The organism is Porphyrobacter sp. AAP82 (assembly GCF_000331285.1).
In the GTDB taxonomy this organism is placed as follows: Bacteria; Pseudomonadota; Alphaproteobacteria; order Sphingomonadales; family Sphingomonadaceae; genus Erythrobacter.
Genome location: NZ_ANFX01000010.1, coordinates 1 through 14,939, shown reverse-complemented (window position 1 = coordinate 14,939; position 14,939 = coordinate 1). Strand labels below are relative to the sequence as shown.

Sequence of the window (14,939 nt, the reverse complement as noted above, 5' to 3'; positions counted from 1 at the left end):
ACTTCCTGCAAATTGAGAGGGTTGGGCCCGGTTTGTTGCGATTCTGTTATTGCTGTAGTGGCCCGGGACGGGCGGCGCTAGCCGAGGACGACGCGCTAGTCAAAAGGCTCTGACACCTGTTGCCGCGCGGTCGCATGGCCTATAAAGCGACGCGCGCGCCGCGCCCGGCGCATCGCTTGCCCGATTATTGGCGGCCACTCTCGGCCTGCCCCGGATGGGATCACTACGCACATGATTTCGTTTTTCCGCCGCTTTTTCTCCTCGAAGATCGGTCTGCCGCTGGTTCTGGCCTTCCTCGCCCTGATCGCGGTCGCCTTTGCGGCAGGAGACCTGTCCTCGACCAACTTTTCCGGCGTCTCGGGCGGGGACAAGCTGGCGGTGGTCGGCAACGAGGACATCCCGCTCTCCGATCTGAGCGTGGCGGCGAACACGGCACTGAAGCAGGTGCGCGCCCAGAACCCGACGCTGACCATGCCCGAATTCATCGCCGAGGGCGGGCTCGACCAGGTGATCGAGCAGCTGATCGACCGCTATACCGTGGGCGAATACGGGCGCACCCACGGGCTGCGGGCGGGCGACAACCTCGTCAACAGCGAGATTCTCAAGATTCCCGCCTTCCAGGGCCCGACCGGCGCCTTCGACCAGAAGACCTTCGAGGCCGCGCTCAGGAATGCCGGCCTGTCGGTCCAGACCTTCCGCCGCGATCTGGAAGACGGGCTGATCGAACAGCAGTTGCTGCGCTCGGCGGTGGCTGCGCCGCAGTTGCCCGAAAAGATCGCGCGCCAATATGCCGCGCTGGTGCTGGAGAAGCGCAAGGGCACGATCGCGCTGATCCCGAGCGCCGCCTATGCCCCGGCGGGCAATCCCACCGAGGCGCAGCTCGCTGCCTTCTACAAGGACAACCGCACCCAGTTCATCCGCCCGGAACGCCGCACCTTGCGCTTTGCCGTGTTCGGCAGCGATAGCCTCAAGGTCAACGCCGTGCCCACGCCGGCCGAAATCGCCGCGCGCTACAAGCGCGACGGTGCCAAATATGCCGCCAGCGAAAAGCGCGCCGTGACGACCTTCGTGGTGCCAACGCAGGACGCCGCCAAGTCGCTCGCCGCGCGGATCGCGGCCGGCACCCCGATCGAGACCGCCGCGCGCGAAGCCGGCTTCACCGCCTCCAAGCTCGATCCGCAGGACCGCGAGGCGCTCGCCGGCGCCACCAGCTTCGCCTTCGCGCAGAACGCCTTCAAGGCAGCCAGGGGCGCAGTGATCGAGCCGGCACAGGGCACGCTCGGCTGGTATGTCGCGCGGCTCGATGCCGTCGAGAGCACGCCCGCGCGCAGCCTTGCGCAGGCCATGCCCGAAATCACCGACGCCCTCACCGCCGAAAAGCGCGCTGCCGCGATCGCCGACCGGGTCGCCGAGATCGAGGGCGAGATCGACGGCGGCACGGCGCTTGCCGATGTGGCGAGGGAGAACGGCCTCAAGGTCGAGACCACGCCGCCGCTGCTCGCCAGCGGACAGGTGTTCGGCGCGCCCGACCAGAAGATCGTGCCGCAGCTCGCGCAGGTGCTCCAGACCGCCTTCGGGATGGAGGAGAGCGAGCCGCAGCTCGCGCCGGTGGGCGAAGACCAGTACGTGATCTTCGAAGTCGCCCGCACCGAGGAAGCCCTGGCTCCGCCGCTCGCCGAGGTGCGCGATGCCGCGATTGCCGCCTGGAAGCGCGCGCAGGGCGCGGTGCTCGCCAAGCAGGCAAGCGACCGGATCATTGCCAAGATCCGCGGCGGGATGAGCCTTGAGACCGCGCTCGCCGCCGAGAACAGGCCGGGCTTCGAGCGCGAGCCGATCGATCTTGAACGGCGCCAGCTGCTCGCCCAGCAGCGCGGGCGCATCGCTCCGCCGCTGGTGCTGCTGTTCAGCATGGCCGAAGGCACCACCAAGGCGCTCGAAGGGCCGCGCAATCTGGGCTGGTACATCGTCGATCTCGACGACATCACCACTCTGCCGCTCGACAAGGAGCCCGAACTGGTGGTGCAGCCCCGCCAGCAGCTCGGCGCCTCGCTGGCTGCCGAATACCGCCAGCAGGCGAGCGCGGCGATGCGCAAGGAACTGGGCGTGACCCGCAACGAGACGGGGATCGCGGCGGTGCGCAAGCAGCTCGCCGGCGATCCCGCGCAGTAAGGCCGGCACGTCCCGTGAGCCTTTCGTGACCGCTCCAGCCCCGGCAGGCCTGCCCGAGAACGCCGCCGCCGCTGCCGCCTGCCTTGCCGCAGGGCGTCCGGCGCTGGTGTGGCGGCGGATCATCGCCGACAGCGACACGCCGGTTGGCGCGGCGCGGCGGCTGATCGTGCCCGGGCGCGGCGACTTCCTGCTCGAAAGCGTCGAGGGCGGCGAGGTGCGCGGGCGCTACAGCCTGCTCGGGCTCGATCCCGATCTGGTGTTCCGCGCCGCGCGCGCGCGCGCAGAGGTGAACAGCCAGTGGCGCACCGACCGCGAGGCCTTCACGCCGCTCGCGGGCAACGCGCTGGCCGAACTGCGCGCGCTCGCCGATGCCTGCCGCATCGAGCCCATGCCCGACAGCCTGCCGCCCGCGCTGGCGTGCCTTGTCGGCTATCTCGGCTACGAGACCATCGGCCTTGTCGAGACCCTGCCGCGCGCGCCCGACAGCCCGCTTGCCCTGCCCGACATGCTGTTCGTGCGGCCGACGGTCATTCTGGTGTTCGACGGGCTCACCAACGCGCTCTTCGCCATCGCGCCGATCTGGGAGGCGGCCGATCCGCAGGCGGCCGTGGAACGTGCGGGCGAACGGATCGATGCGGCGCTGAGCCAGCTCGGCCAGGGCGTGCCCGCAGGCGCGGCCGAAGCCCTGCCCGAAACCCTCCCCGACCTCGCGCCCGTGATCGCGCCCGATGACTACAACGCGATGGCGCTCGCGGCCAAGGACTACATCCTGGCCGGCGACATCTTCCAGGTGGTGCTCGCCCAGCGCTTCACCTGCCCCTTCACCCTGCCCCCGCTGGCGCTCTACCGGGCGCTCAGGCGGGTGAACCCCTCGCCCTTCCTCTATTTCCTCGACCTGCCCGGTTTCGCGCTGGTCGGCTCCTCGCCGGAGATCCTGGTGCGGGTCCGCGAGGGCGAGGTGACGATCCGCCCGATCGCCGGCACCCGCCCCCGCGGCGCGTCGCGCGAGGAAGATGTCGCCAACGAGGCGAGCCTCCTCGCCGATCCCAAGGAGCGCGCCGAGCACCTGATGCTGCTCGATCTGGGTCGCAATGATGTCGGCCGGGTGGCGGCGGCAGGCACGGTGGAGGTGACCGGCAGCTTCACCATCGAGCGCTACAGCCACGTCATGCACATCGTCAGCAATGTGGTGGGCGAGCTGGCAGGGGATCGCGACGCGCTCGACGCATTGTTCGCAGGCTTCCCGGCAGGCACGGTCTCGGGCGCGCCAAAGATCAGGGCCTGCCAGATCATCGCCGAATTGGAGCCCGAGACGCGCGGCGCCTATGCCGGGGGCGTGGGCTATTTCGCGCCCGACGGCAGCCTCGATTCGTGTATCGTCCTGCGCACGGCCGTGGTGAAGGACGGGGTGATGCACGTGCAGGCCGGCGCGGGGATCGTCGCCGATTCGGATCCCGATTACGAGCTCGCCGAATGCCGCGCCAAGGCCGGCGCGCTGATCGCCGCCGCGCGCGAGGCCGTGCGGGTCGCGGGCGAGCCGGGGTACGGCCAATGACGCGCATAACCCTCATCCTCGCCGCCCTAGTGGCGCTTGCCGCCTGCTCGGACGCGCCGGCGGGCGAGGCGCTGGTCAAGGTCAAGTTCGACGGTTCCGACGCCGCAGAGCCGCTCGCCCTCGCCACCGAAACCGCCGCGCCGGACCTCGGCCCCTCGGCCTGCGAGGACGTGACCTTCGAGAGCGTCCCCCTCACCCACTGCATCGCCGATCCCGCGCAGCACGCCATCGCCATGGCGAACCTCGGGGCCGACAAGCAGCCCTTCGCCAGCCTCGCCAAATTCGCCGCCAGCGTCGATCCCGCGCAGGTCGCCTTCGCCATCAACGGCGGGATGTATGGCGATGACCTCAAGGCCATCGGCTACTACGTCGAGAACGGCGAGCGCCTGAAGGAGCTGAACCGCGCCAACGGAGAGGGCAATTTCTACATGAAGCCCAACGGGGTGTTCTTCGGCACCGGCAGCAAGTGGCAGGTGATGGGGAGCAACACCTTCTTCAACACCGTGGGCGACCGCCCGCAATTCGGCACGCAATCGGGGCCGCTCTTGCTGGTTGACGGCAAGCTCCACCCCGAGGTGCAGGACGACGGCCCCTCCAAGGCGATCCGCAACGCCGTGGGGGTCGACGCGAGCGGCAAGGCGCATTTCGTCATCTCCGGCGCGCCGGTCAGCTTCGGCCAGCTCGCGCGCTATTACCGCGACGTGCTGAAGGTCAAAAACGCGCTCTATCTCGACGGCGCGATCTCCTCGCTGTGGGACCCGGCGAAGGGCCGCATGGACAAGGGCCGCGTGGGGCCGATCATCGTGGTGACCAAGCGCGAGACGAAACCGGCAGCGGCATCATCAGAGGCGCCCGAGCAATGATCCCCACTCCGCAGATATTGGTCATCGACAATTACGACAGCTTCACCTTCAACCTCGTCCATTACCTGATGGAGTTGGGGGCCGAGGTCCGCGTCGAGCGCAATGATGCGCTGACCGCGGCCGAGGCGATCCGCACCAATGCGGCCGGGTTCCTGATCTCACCCGGCCCCTGCACGCCCAACGAGGCCGGGATCAGCCTCGATCTGGTCGCGGCCTGTGCGGACGCGGGCAAGCCACTGATGGGCGTGTGCCTCGGCCACCAGGCGATCGGGCAGCATTTCGGCGGCACGGTGCAGCGCGGCGGGCTGATGCATGGCAAGACCTCGCCGGTCAGCCATGACGGGACAGGGGTGTTCCAGGGCCTGCCTTCCCCCTTCATCGCCACGCGCTATCACAGCCTTGAAGTGGTGAACGTGCCCGCCGAGCTCGTCGCCAATGCCCATGCCGAAACCCCCGGCGCCGATCACCTCAGCGTGATGGGCTTCCGCCACGCGAGCCTCCCGATCCATTCCGTGCAGTTCCACCCGGAAAGCATCGCCACCGAACACGGCCATGCGCTGCTCGCCAATTTCCTGGCGGTGTGCGGGCTGGAGCCGGTGCTGCCCACAAGGCTCACCGCGTGAGCCTGCTCCCCGACATCACCGCGCCCCTTGCCGAGGCCGAGGCCGAGGCGGCCTTCGGCACCCTGCTCGACGGCGCGCCGTCCGAAGACGAGATCGCCGCCTTTCTCGTCGCCCTTTCCGCACGCGGGGAGACGGCGGACGAGATCGCCGGGGCGGCGCGGGCCCTGCGCGCGCGGCTGATCCCGATTCCCGCGCCCGAAGGCGCGATCGACGTCTGCGGCACGGGCGGCGACGGGCACCACACCTTGAACGTCTCGACCGCGGTGAGCCTTGTGGTCGCCGCCTGCGGGGTGCCGGTGGCCAAGCACGGCAACCGCGCGGCCAGCTCGAAAGCGGGCGCGGCGGACACATTGGAAGCCCTCGGCCTCGACATGGACGCCGCCGGGCGCACCGCGGAAAAGACCCTCGCCGAGATCGGCATCTGCTTCCTTTTCGCCAGGAACCACCACCCGGCGATGGCGCGCATCCAGCCCATCCGGGTGCGGATCGGCCAGCGCACGATCTTCAACCTGATGGGCCCGCTGTCGAACCCGGCCCGCGTCACCAGCCAGCTGATCGGCATCGCCCGGCCCGCCTATGTGCCGATCTATGCCGGCGCGCTGGCAAGGCTTGGCACCGGCAGATCGCTGATCGTCTCGGGCGACGAGGGTCTCGACGAATTGAGCCTTGCCGGCGGCAACGAGGTTGCGGTGGTGACCGGCAACGCCTTCACGATGGAGCGGATCGACGCCTCGGCGGCGGGCCTGCCCCATGCGCCCATCGAGGCGATCCGCGGGGACGATGCCAAGCACAATGCCGCCGCGCTGAAAGCGCTCTTGATGGGCACCCCCGGCCCCTATCGCGATGCGGTGCTGTTCAATGCGGCGGGCGCGCTGACCGTCGCAGGGCGCGGCGCGGATTGGCCCGGGCGCGCCGCGCTGGCCGCCGAGGCGCTGGATTCGGGCGCCGCGCTGGCCTTGCTTGAGCGCTGGATTGCGCTAGCGAAGTGATGTGATGAACAAGCTCGAGGAAATCTGCGCCACCAAGCGCGAGGAAGTCGCCGCGCGCAAGGCGGCCACCACCACCGCCGCGCTCGAAGCCGCCGCCGCCGCGCAGACGCCGCCGCGCGGGTTCGAGGCCGCCCTGCGCGACCGCGCCGCCGCCGGCTATGCCCTGATCGCCGAGATCAAGAAGGCCAGCCCCTCCAAGGGGCTCATTCGCGCCGATTTCCACCCCGCCGCCCACGCCGCCGCCTATCAACAGGGCGGCGCCGCCTGCCTCTCGGTGCTGACCGACGCGCCCTATTTCCAGGGGCACGAGGATTACCTCGTCGCGGCCCGCAATGCCTGCGCCCTGCCGGTGCTGCGCAAGGACTTCATGGTCGATCCCTGGCAGTGCCTCGAGGCGCGCGCCATCGGCGCCGATGCGATCCTCGTCATCGTCGCCGCCTTGGAAGACAGCGCGATGGCCGAGATCGAAGCCGCCGCGCGCGAACAGGGCATGGACGTGCTGGTCGAGGTGCATGACGAGGCCGAGCTGGAACGCGCCGCGCGCGTCCTCGCCTCGCGCCTGATCGGAGTCAACAACCGCGACCTCAAGACCTTCACCACCTCGCTCGCCGTGACCGAAAGGCTCGCCCCGCGCGCGCCGCAAGGCACGCTGCTGGTCGGCGAGAGCGGGATCAACAGCCACGCCGATTGCCAGCGTCTGGCGGCGGCAGGGGTGCGCACCTTCCTCGTCGGCGAAAGCCTGATGCGGCAGGACGATCTCGCCGCCGCGACCGCCGCGCTGCTGACGGGCGCGGCCTGAAGCAGAGCGCCGCGCGCGCAGAGGTGCGAAACGGGCTCTGTCCTACAGCCTGCGAATTTGGCAAGAGTGAGCCCATGACCTGCGCCGCCCCCTCCCTTTCTGCCGCCTTCAGCGACCGGCCCGCCGGGTCGGGTTTTCCGCTCCAGGACAGTGTCTCATGTGTCTCCTACACGCGCATCGGTTCAGCCCGGGAGGTGCGGGCGTGAACGAAGGGGGCACGCGACTCACCCATCTCGACGATGCCGGTGCGGCGCGGATGGTCGATGTCGGGGGCAAGGCCGCGACGGCGCGGCGCGCGGTGGCGAGCGGGCGGATCACGATGGGCCCGCACGTGCTCGCCGCGATCCGCGAAGGCAACGCGCCCAAGGGCGACGTGCTGGGCGCGGCGCGGATCGCGGGCATCATGGCCGCCAAGCGCACCGGCGAGCTGATCCCGCTGTGCCATCCGCTCGGTCTGGAGGCGGTCGATGTCGAGTTCGCCTATGAGGAGCGCGCGATCCGCGTCACCGCCACCGCCTCGCTGACCGGCAAGACCGGGGTGGAGATGGAGGCGCTGACCGCCGCCTCGGTCGCGCTGCTGACGATCTACGACATGGCCAAGGCGATCGACAAGGGCATGGTGATCGAGGGCCTGCGCCTTGTCGCCAAGAGCGGCGGCAAGTCGGGCGACTGGCAGGCCGCCGACGAGGCCGGGGCTTGAGCGACCTGCTCGGTCTGGAGGACGCGCAGGCGCGGCTGCTGGCATTGGCGCCGCAGCTGCCGGGGGAGGGGGTGGCGGCGGAAGCCGCGCTCGGGCGCAGGCTCGCCGCCGACCTCCACGCCGCCCGCACGCAGCCGCCCGCCGACCTGTCGGCGATGGACGGCTATGCGCTGGGCCCCGGCGAGGGGCCGTGGCACGTGGCGGGCGAGAGCCGCGCCGGCGCGCCCCATGCGGCTGCGCTCGGGGCGGGCGAGGCGGTGCGCGTCTCGACCGGCGCGGTGGTGCCCGAAGGCGCTGACCGGGTGCTGCTCCAGGAGGACGCGGTGCGCGAGGGCGACACCGTGACCGCAGCCGGGCTCCCGCCGCCCGGCCGCCACATCCGCCCGCGCGGGTTCGACTTCCGCACCGGCGACCTGCTGCTGCCCCGCGGCACCCGCATCACTCCGGCCCGCCTCGCGCTGGCGCTGGCTGGCGGGCACGGCGCGGTGACGGTGACGCGCCGGCTGCGGGTTACGGTGATGGACTCGGGCGACGAGCTCAGTGCCGACCCTGCCGCCTGCCTCCCCCACCAGATCCCCGCCAGCAACGCGGCGATGATCGCCGCGATGCTGGCCCCGCTGGGCTGCGAGGTGACCCGCATCGGCCCCGTGCCCGATGACCGCGACGCGCTCGCCGCTGCCCTGGTGCAGGCCGAGGGGGCGGACCTCCTCGTCACCTCCGGCGGGGCCTCGGTGGGCGATCACGACCTCATCAAGCCCGCGCTCGCCGCATGGGGCGCCGGGACGGCGTTCTGGAAGGTCGCGATCAAGCCGGGCAAGCCGCTGCTGGTCGCCACCAGAGGCACACAGGTGATCCTCGGCCTGCCCGGCAACCCGGTGTCGAGCTTCGTCACCGCCATCCTCTTCGCCTTGCCGCTGGTGCGCGCCGCGACGGGCGATCCCGACCCGCTGCCGCGCGCCGTCACCATGACCGCGGGCGAGGACCTGCCGCCGACCGAGCGGCGCCGCGAGTTCCTGCGCGCGGTGGTCGAGGGCGGGCGCGTGCGGCTTGCCGGATCGCAGGACTCCTCGGCGCTCGCGGCGCTGGCGGCGGCGGACGCGCTGATCGACCGCCCGGCAGGCTCGGGAGCGGTCAGCGCCGGAGAGGCGGTGCCGGTGTTCCTGCTCCAGAATGGCTGAATTGCGCGGGTTGCGGACGGCGCAGGCTTGACTTGCACGAACGGGTTGCCTAATTGTTCCTTGTTCGTTCACCTTAATGGCGAACGGCAAGTGCAGACAAAGCACCATTGAAGGGTGCCTCTTGGCGCACGCAAGGGATTGGCACGCTCTGCCCTGCGGCAGGCGTGAGTGCGACCACAGGAGAATTGACCAATGCTGACGGCCAAACAGCACGAGCTCATCCAGTTCATCCAGAAGCGTCTGGAAGAAACCGGCATCTCTCCAAGTTTCGAGGAGATGAAGGAAGCGCTCGATTTGAAGAGCAAGTCGGGCGTGCACCGGCTGATCTCCGCGCTCGAGGAACGCGGCTTCCTGCGCCGCCTGCCCAACCGCGCGCGTGCGCTCGAGGTGATCCGTGAACCGGGCATGACGACGCCGGCCCGCGCGGCTGCGCCTGCGGCGGACAATGTGGTGGCCATGCCCTCCCCCGCGCCGCGCGTGGCGAAGCCGGCCAACGACGTGATCGAGGTCCCGCTCCACGGCCGCATCGCCGCCGGCGCGCCGATCGAGGCGCTCGAAGGCCAGTCGACCTTGCCGGTCCCGGCCGCCCTGCTCGGCCCGGGCGAGCATTATGCGCTCGAGGTGTCGGGGGACTCGATGATCGAGGCCGGCATCTTCGACGGCGATTTCGCGCTGGTCCGCCGCACCAACACCGCCCGCGATGGCGAGATCGTCGTGGCGCTGGTGCGCGGCGAGGAGGCAACGCTCAAATATCTGCGCCGCGAGAACGGACAGGTGCGGCTCGATCCGGCCAACGCGACCTATGATCCGCAGTTCTACCGCCCGGACGAGGTCGAGGTGCAGGGCAAGCTTGCAGGCCTGCTGCGCCGCTATCACTGAGCTGCGGTAGCGGCAGGAGCTTCGCCGATCTGGGCGGCGGGTGCCGGATCCGAAGGGGCGGGGCCTCGAGGCCCTGCCCGCTCCTCGGGCACCTGCCACCAGCCATGCTCGCCCTGCCCGGCGGCGACGGTGGTGATCCGCCCGGCGGCAAGGTCGATGGCGATGCCGCCCGAGCGTTCGAGGAAGCGCCGGTCGGCCTTGAGCCAGCGCGGGCGGCACGAGCGCGGGAGAAAGCGTTCGGCCACGACGATGTCGGCCTCGGCGCAGGCGGCAGCGAGCGCGCGCTCCTCGACCCGGCTGCGGTCCCGGCCGAGCAGGAGCACCCATGACCGCCCCCCGCGCGCGACGGTGAGGGTGCAGAACGCCTCCGAGCACCGCGCGTCCGGCCAGGCGGCGAGCGGCACCGGCTCGGCTCCGACCCCCGCCAGCTCCATGAGGTTGTCGCGGGTGTAGGATGAGCGGCTGTCGCGCAGGCTGACAAGCCGCGTGCTCCCGTCCGGGCCGCGCATCGTGATCCCGACCTGCTGGCCGTCGCCGGTGACCAGGATGTCGGGAACCGGGGTCAGCGCCACCATCACGCTCGCCGCGGCGACCGGCACCAGTCCGGCAAGCCGCACCCTTCCGCGCCACAGGCCGAGCCACAGGCCCCTGCCGCAAACAGCGCCACCGCCAGAGCGCTGATCTGCGGCATCAGGCGCACCGCTCCGGCCTGTCCGGCGGTGACATGCGCGATCCCCACGAGCAGCACGAGCGCCTGCTCCACCACCCACCAGAACGGCCAGCCCAGTCCCGCAAGGTCGAAGACCAGCGCCAGCGCGATCAGCGGCATGGCGACGAAGGTGACAAGCGGGATCGCCACCACATTGGCAAGCGCGCCGTACATCCCGGCGCGGTGGAAATGGAACATCACGATCGGCATCAGCGCCAGCTCGATGACAACGCCCGTGACGAACAGCATCACCGTGCGCCGCCCCGTATGCATCCACCACGGCTCCTCGCGGTGGGCAAGGAAGGCATGCACCGGCGCGCTGTTCGAGAGCGCGACGATGGCAAGGACCGCGGCAAAGCTCATCTGGAAACTGGGGCCGATGGCACTCTCGGGCCACAGCAGCAGGACGAAGCCGGCGGCAACCGCCACCATCCGCATGGACAGCGCCTCGCGCCCCAGCACCAGCGCGCCGAGCACAAGCAGCGCGGCGACGCAGCTCCTCACGGTCGGCACCTCGGCCCCGGTGAGGAGGGTGTAGGCGATCCCGACCAGCGCCCCGCTCGCCGCCGCGACGACCGGCAGGCGCAACCGCAGCGCCAGCGCGGGCCACAAGGCCAGCAGCCGCAGCACTGCGAAATAGGCCGCAGCGATCACCGCGCTGACGTGCAGCCCGCTGATCGAAAGCAGGTGGGTGAGGCCCGAATCCCGCATCGCCGCCTCGTCGGCCTCGGCGATGCCGCCGCGGTCGCCGCTGGCAAAGGCCGCCGCGATCGCGCCCGGCGAACCCGGCACTGCGGCGCGCACATGCGCGGCAAGTGCACGCTGCCAGCGGGCGAGGCCCTCACCCTCCGGCGCGGCTGCGACGACCGTCAGCCCGCCGACCATCGTCCCGGTCGCCGCAAGCCCCTGGAACCACGCCGCGCGGGCAAAGTCATAGCTCCCCGGCAGCATCGGCGAGGCCGGCGGCATCAGCCGCGCGCGCAGCCGCACCACCGCCCCCTCGGCAAGACCGGCCGGCGGCCCGCCCTTGCCCAGCGCGTCCAGAGGCACATTGACCCTGACCTTGAGCGCCCGCCCCGCCTCGGCATCGCGCATCGCCAGCGTCAGCCGCAGGCGTCCCTCGCCCGGCTGGTCCTCACGGCCGAGCACCCGCCCCTCGATCAGCACCACCGCCGGACGCGCGATCGGCGGGGCTCCGACGATGGCCGAGCGCGCCCACACCGTCGCCACGCCGAAAGCGAAGACCAGGCCGCAGACGATCGCCGCCAGCCTGAGGTTCGCGCGGGTCTCGTCGGCCGCGGTTCCCGGCGGCCAGAGCGCCAGCGCGGCAAGCGCCAGGCCTGCGCCGCCGGCCATCGCCGCCAGCCATTGCCACGGGTGCGGCAGCGCGAACCAGGTGATGATGCCGGCCGCGAAGATCACCGCGATCCACGGCGCGCGCTCGAACCCGGCGCCGGCGAGGAAGGCCTCTGCCGCATCGCCGGGACGAGCCGGCCCGCCGGCGATGCTGGACAAGCCCCGCGCACTTTGCCAAGGGCGCGGGCGCGGATCGGCAGCGGCTTCCGGTCTGCCCGGATCCTCTCCCATCGGAATGATCGGCCCATCGCGCATCGGCTTGTCCCCCGACCGGCCTGCCCTGCCCCAAGCCGCTCGAATTGAACAGGAAAGCAAAGCCCATGGCAAGCGAAAGCAGCACCACTCCGACAAGCCCGGGCGGCGAGGTCGTGACCCGCTTCGCACCCTCGCCCACCGGCTTCCTGCATATCGGCGGCGCGCGCACTGCGCTGTTCAACTGGCTCTATGCCCGTCACCACGGCGGGCGCACGCTGCTGCGCATCGAGGACACCGACCGCAAGCGCAGCACCCAGGAAGCGATCGACGCGATCATCGAGGGGCTGGATTGGATGGGCCTCGATTACGATGCCCCCCCGCTGTTCCAGTCCGACCGCGCCGAGCGCCATGCCGAGGTGGCGTGGCAGCTCCTCAAGGCGGGCCACGCCTACAAGTGCTTTGCCACTCCCGAAGAGCTCGAGGCGATGCGCGAGGAGCAGCGCGCCAGCAAGCAGCCGTTGCGCTATGACGGGCGCTGGCGCGACCGCGATCCTTCCGAGGCCCCCGCAGGCGCGCCCTTCGTCATCCGCCTCAAGACCCCCGAGAGCGGCGAGGTGACGATCCACGACCGGGTCCAGGGCCCGGTGACGGTGAGGAACGAGGAGCTCGACGACTATATCATCCTGCGCGCCGACGGGACGCCGACCTACATGCTCGCGGTGGTGGTGGACGATCACGACATGGGCGTGACCCACGTGATCCGCGGCGACGATCATCTCAACAACGCCTTCCGCCAGCTGCCGATCATTCGCGCGATGGACGCCATCGAAGGCGGCTGGCCGGACCCGGTCTACGCCCATATCCCGCTGATCCACGGCAGCGACGGGGCGAAGCTGTCGAAGCGCCACGGCGCGCTCGGGGTCGAGGCCTATCGCGACGAATTCGGCATCCTGCCCGAGGCGCTGTTCAACTACCTGCTGCGGCTTGGCTGGGGTCACGGCGACCGCGAGGAAATCACCCGCGAGGAGGCGATCGCGCTCTTCGACCTTGCCGGGGTTGGCAAGAGCCCGTCGCGTTTCGACATCAAGAAGCTCGAAAACCTGAACGGCCACTACCTGCGCGAGGCCGATGATGCCCGCCTTGCCGCGCTGGCTGCCGCCCGCATCGGCGATGGTGCCGACGCGGGCCTGCTGGCGCGGGCCATGCCGGTGCTCAAGGTGCGCGCGAAGAACCTGAATGAAGTGGTTGAAGGCGCTGCATTCCTCTTCGCCAAGCGGCCGCTGGTGATGACCGAGAAGGCTGCCAGTCTGCTCGAGGGGGACGCGCGCGCCATCCTGCGCAAGATTTACGAGGCGCTGAGGGCCGAAAACGACTGGACAAGCGAGGCGCTCGAAGCCACTACGAAGGCGCTTGCCGAGGCACAGGGATTGGGTCTCGGAAAGCTGGCGCAGCCGATGCGCGCGGCGCTGACGGGGACCACCACGTCACCGGGGATATTCGATGTTCTGGTTCTGCTCGGACGAGACGAGGCGCTGGCCCGGCTCGACGCGCAGGCCGCCTGAGCCGGTTCGCACCGGCCTCAAGCACCCGGCCGGGGGGCCGGAACAGGGATTTTGGACAGGAGACAGATCTTGGCAGACAAGACGGCGAAACTCGAATTCGGCGGCCAGACGCACGAATACCCCGTGCTCGCGGGCAGCACCGGCCCCGACGTGATCGACATCCGCAAGCTCTATGCGCAGACGGGTGCCTTCACCTTCGACCCGGGCTTCACCTCGACCGCAAGCTGCGAAAGCGCGCTTACCTACATCGACGGCGATGAAGGCGTGCTGCTCCACCGCGGCTATCCGATCGGCCAGCTGGCCGAGGATTCGAGCTTCATGGAGGTCAGCTACCTGCTCCTGAACGGCGAGCTGCCGGGCCAGCAGGAACTGGCGGACTTCACCTACACCATCACCCGCCACACCATGCTGCACGAGCAGCTGATGACCTTCTACCGCGGTTTCCGCCGCGACGCACACCCGATGGCGGTGATGTGCGGCGTGGTCGGCGCGCTGTCGGCCTTCTATCACGACAGCACCGACATCTCCGATCCGCAGCAGCGCATGATCGCCTCGCACCGGCTGATCGCCAAGATGCCGACGATCGCGGCGATGGCCTACAAGTATTCGGTCGGCCAGCCTTTCGTCTATCCCGACAATTCGCTGAGCTATACCGGCAACTTCCTGCGCATGACCTTCGGCGTGCCGGCCGAGCCCTATGTGGTGAACCCGGTGGTCGAGCGCGCGCTGGACCGCATCTTCATCCTCCACGCTGATCACGAGCAGAACGCCTCGACCTCGACGGTGCGTCTGGCGGGTTCCTCGGGCGCGAACCCGTTTGCCTGCATCGCGGCCGGCATCGCCTGCCTGTGGGGCCCGGCGCATGGCGGCGCGAACGAGGCCGCGCTCAACATGCTGCGCGAAATCGGCACGCCCGACCGCATCCCGCATTACATCGAGCGCGCCAAGGACAAGAACGACCCCTTCCGCCTGATGGGCTTCGGCCACCGCGTCTACAAGAACTACGACCCGCGCGCGACGGTGATGCAGAAGACCGTGCGCGAGGTGTTCGAAAGCCTCAAGGTCACCGACCCGCTGTTCGAGACCGCGCTCCAGCTCGAAGAAATCGCGCTGAACGATCCCTACTTCATCGAGAAGAAGCTGTTCCCCAATGTCGACTTCTATTCGGGCATCATCCTCTCGGCGATCGGCTTCCCGACCACGATGTTCACCGCGCTTTTTGCCCTCGCCCGCACCGTGGGCTGGGTGGCGCAGTGGAACGAGATGATCTCGGATCCCGGCCAGAAGATCGGGCGTCCGCGCCAGCTCTACACCGGACCCACGGAGCGCGATTACATTCCGCTGGACAAGCGCTGAGCGATG

Annotated in this window: 13 protein-coding genes; 11 read left to right on the top strand and 2 right to left on the bottom strand. The window is 70.0% G+C overall.

Going from position 1 to position 14,939, the window contains the following annotated elements:
• Positions 1-231: 231 nt before the first annotated feature.
• The 9 genes from D620_RS0102005 to lexA all read left to right on the top strand — a co-directional run bounded on the left by D620_RS0102005 (position 232) and on the right by lexA (position 9,755).
• The gene (locus tag D620_RS0102005) at positions 232-2,169 is read left to right on the top strand and encodes a peptidylprolyl isomerase (protein WP_017664109.1); all 1,938 of its coding nucleotides are present in this window, start codon (positions 232-234) and stop codon (positions 2,167-2,169) included.
• Between the two features lie 25 nt (positions 2,170-2,194).
• Positions 2,195-3,724: an anthranilate synthase component I family protein gene (locus tag D620_RS0102000; RefSeq protein ID WP_081596499.1), complete on the top strand. Its 1,530-nt coding sequence runs from the start codon at positions 2,195-2,197 to the stop codon at positions 3,722-3,724.
• Positions 3,721-4,587, top strand: coding sequence for a phosphodiester glycosidase family protein (locus D620_RS0101995; protein ID WP_033375937.1), 867 nt, complete (start codon positions 3,721-3,723; stop codon positions 4,585-4,587). The genes D620_RS0102000 and D620_RS0101995 overlap by 4 nt, the downstream gene beginning before the upstream one ends.
• On the top strand, positions 4,584-5,210 hold the full coding sequence (locus D620_RS0101990; RefSeq protein WP_033375934.1) for an anthranilate synthase component II: 627 nt from the start codon (positions 4,584-4,586) through the stop codon (positions 5,208-5,210). Before D620_RS0101995 ends, D620_RS0101990 begins: the two co-directional genes overlap by 4 nt.
• A complete protein-coding gene (trpD, locus tag D620_RS0101985) occupies positions 5,207-6,199 on the top strand; it encodes an anthranilate phosphoribosyltransferase (protein WP_017664105.1) in 993 nt (330 codons plus the stop codon). The genes D620_RS0101990 and trpD overlap by 4 nt, the downstream gene beginning before the upstream one ends.
• Before the next feature lie 4 nt (positions 6,200-6,203).
• Positions 6,204-6,998 (top strand): indole-3-glycerol phosphate synthase TrpC, encoded by a 795-nt coding sequence (gene trpC / locus D620_RS0101980; protein WP_017664104.1) that lies wholly within the window; start codon positions 6,204-6,206, stop codon positions 6,996-6,998.
• A 202-nt stretch (positions 6,999-7,200) separates the two neighbouring features.
• Positions 7,201-7,698, top strand: coding sequence for a cyclic pyranopterin monophosphate synthase MoaC (gene moaC / locus D620_RS0101975; RefSeq protein ID WP_017664103.1), 498 nt, complete (start codon positions 7,201-7,203; stop codon positions 7,696-7,698).
• Positions 7,695-8,876, top strand: a complete 1,182-nt coding sequence (locus D620_RS0101970) for a molybdopterin molybdotransferase MoeA (RefSeq protein WP_017664102.1) — start codon at positions 7,695-7,697, stop codon at positions 8,874-8,876. The genes moaC and D620_RS0101970 overlap by 4 nt, the downstream gene beginning before the upstream one ends.
• Before the next feature lie 192 nt (positions 8,877-9,068).
• Positions 9,069-9,755, top strand: a complete 687-nt coding sequence (lexA, locus tag D620_RS0101965) for a transcriptional repressor LexA (RefSeq protein WP_017664101.1) — start codon at positions 9,069-9,071, stop codon at positions 9,753-9,755.
• Here the strand turns inward: lexA and D620_RS16725 are convergent.
• Together D620_RS16725 and D620_RS15495 are read right to left on the bottom strand one after the other, a co-directional pair.
• Positions 9,749-10,354, bottom strand: a complete 606-nt coding sequence (locus D620_RS16725) for a hypothetical protein (RefSeq protein WP_233991929.1) — start codon at positions 10,352-10,354, stop codon at positions 9,749-9,751. The genes lexA and D620_RS16725 overlap by 7 nt on opposite strands.
• Positions 10,330-11,979 carry a ComEC/Rec2 family competence protein gene (locus D620_RS15495; protein ID WP_233991928.1) on the bottom strand — a complete coding sequence of 550 codons (1,650 nt, stop codon included), beginning with the start codon at positions 11,977-11,979 and terminating at the stop codon, positions 10,330-10,332. Before D620_RS15495 ends, D620_RS16725 begins: the two co-directional genes overlap by 25 nt.
• Positions 11,980-12,140: 161 nt before the next feature.
• Here D620_RS15495 and gltX point away from each other — a divergent pair, with 161 nt between their 5' ends.
• Positions 12,141-13,577, top strand: a complete 1,437-nt coding sequence (gene gltX / locus D620_RS0101955; RefSeq protein ID WP_017664100.1) for a glutamate--tRNA ligase — start codon at positions 12,141-12,143, stop codon at positions 13,575-13,577.
• A 69-nt stretch (positions 13,578-13,646) separates the two neighbouring features.
• Positions 13,647-14,933 carry a citrate synthase gene (locus D620_RS0101950; RefSeq protein ID WP_017664099.1) on the top strand — a complete coding sequence of 429 codons (1,287 nt, stop codon included), beginning with the start codon at positions 13,647-13,649 and terminating at the stop codon, positions 14,931-14,933.
• Positions 14,934-14,939 lie beyond the last annotated feature (6 nt).

Bases quoted from the DNA above. Each gene is read 5' to 3' on its own strand.
- D620_RS0102005 (WP_017664109.1), top strand. From the start codon at position 232: ATGATTTCGTTTTTCCGCCGCTTTTTCTCCTCGAAGATCGGTCTGCCG.
- D620_RS0101995 (WP_033375937.1), top strand. From the start codon at position 3,721: ATGACGCGCATAACCCTCATCCTCGCCGCCCTAGTGGCGCTTGCCGCC.
- D620_RS0101990 (WP_033375934.1), top strand. From the start codon at position 4,584: ATGATCCCCACTCCGCAGATATTGGTCATCGACAATTACGACAGCTTC.
- trpC (WP_017664104.1), top strand. From the start codon at position 6,204: ATGAACAAGCTCGAGGAAATCTGCGCCACCAAGCGCGAGGAAGTCGCC.
- lexA (WP_017664101.1), top strand. From the start codon at position 9,069: ATGCTGACGGCCAAACAGCACGAGCTCATCCAGTTCATCCAGAAGCGT.
- gltX (WP_017664100.1), top strand. From the start codon at position 12,141: ATGGCAAGCGAAAGCAGCACCACTCCGACAAGCCCGGGCGGCGAGGTC.